We start from the raw sequence: 322 nt of genomic DNA on the forward strand, positions 1-322 counted from the left end.
GCCTTCCTGCGGCTCCGTCGATAGCGCTGGTGAAATCGTTCGCGGTTGCCGACGGTGGCGACGGCCGGATTGATGCGGGCGACGTCATCACCTATACCTTTGAAGTAACCAACACGGGCAACATGACGCTGAGCGGCGTTTCGGTGACGGACGGCCTTGCTGGGCTGTCGGCACTGACGTACAGCTGGCCCGGTGCCGGGGGCGTGCTGCTTCCGGGACAGTCGGCAACGGCGACGGCGACCTACGCGGTAACGCAGGATGACATCGATGCGGGCGAGGTGAGCAACCAGGCGGTTGCGACGGGAGTCATCCCGGGCGGGGA

Annotated in this window: 1 protein-coding gene; it reads left to right on the forward strand. The window is 65.8% G+C overall.

All coding sequences use genetic code 11. The features are described 5' to 3' along the window. On the forward strand, positions 1 to 322 hold a 322-nt coding region (locus JHJ32_RS22755; protein ID WP_200123050.1), incomplete at both ends, for a DUF11 domain-containing protein.

It is taken from the genome of Parapedobacter sp. ISTM3, from assembly GCF_016533505.1.
GTDB classification, from domain to species: domain Bacteria; phylum Bacteroidota; class Bacteroidia; order Sphingobacteriales; family Sphingobacteriaceae; genus Parapedobacter; species Parapedobacter luteus.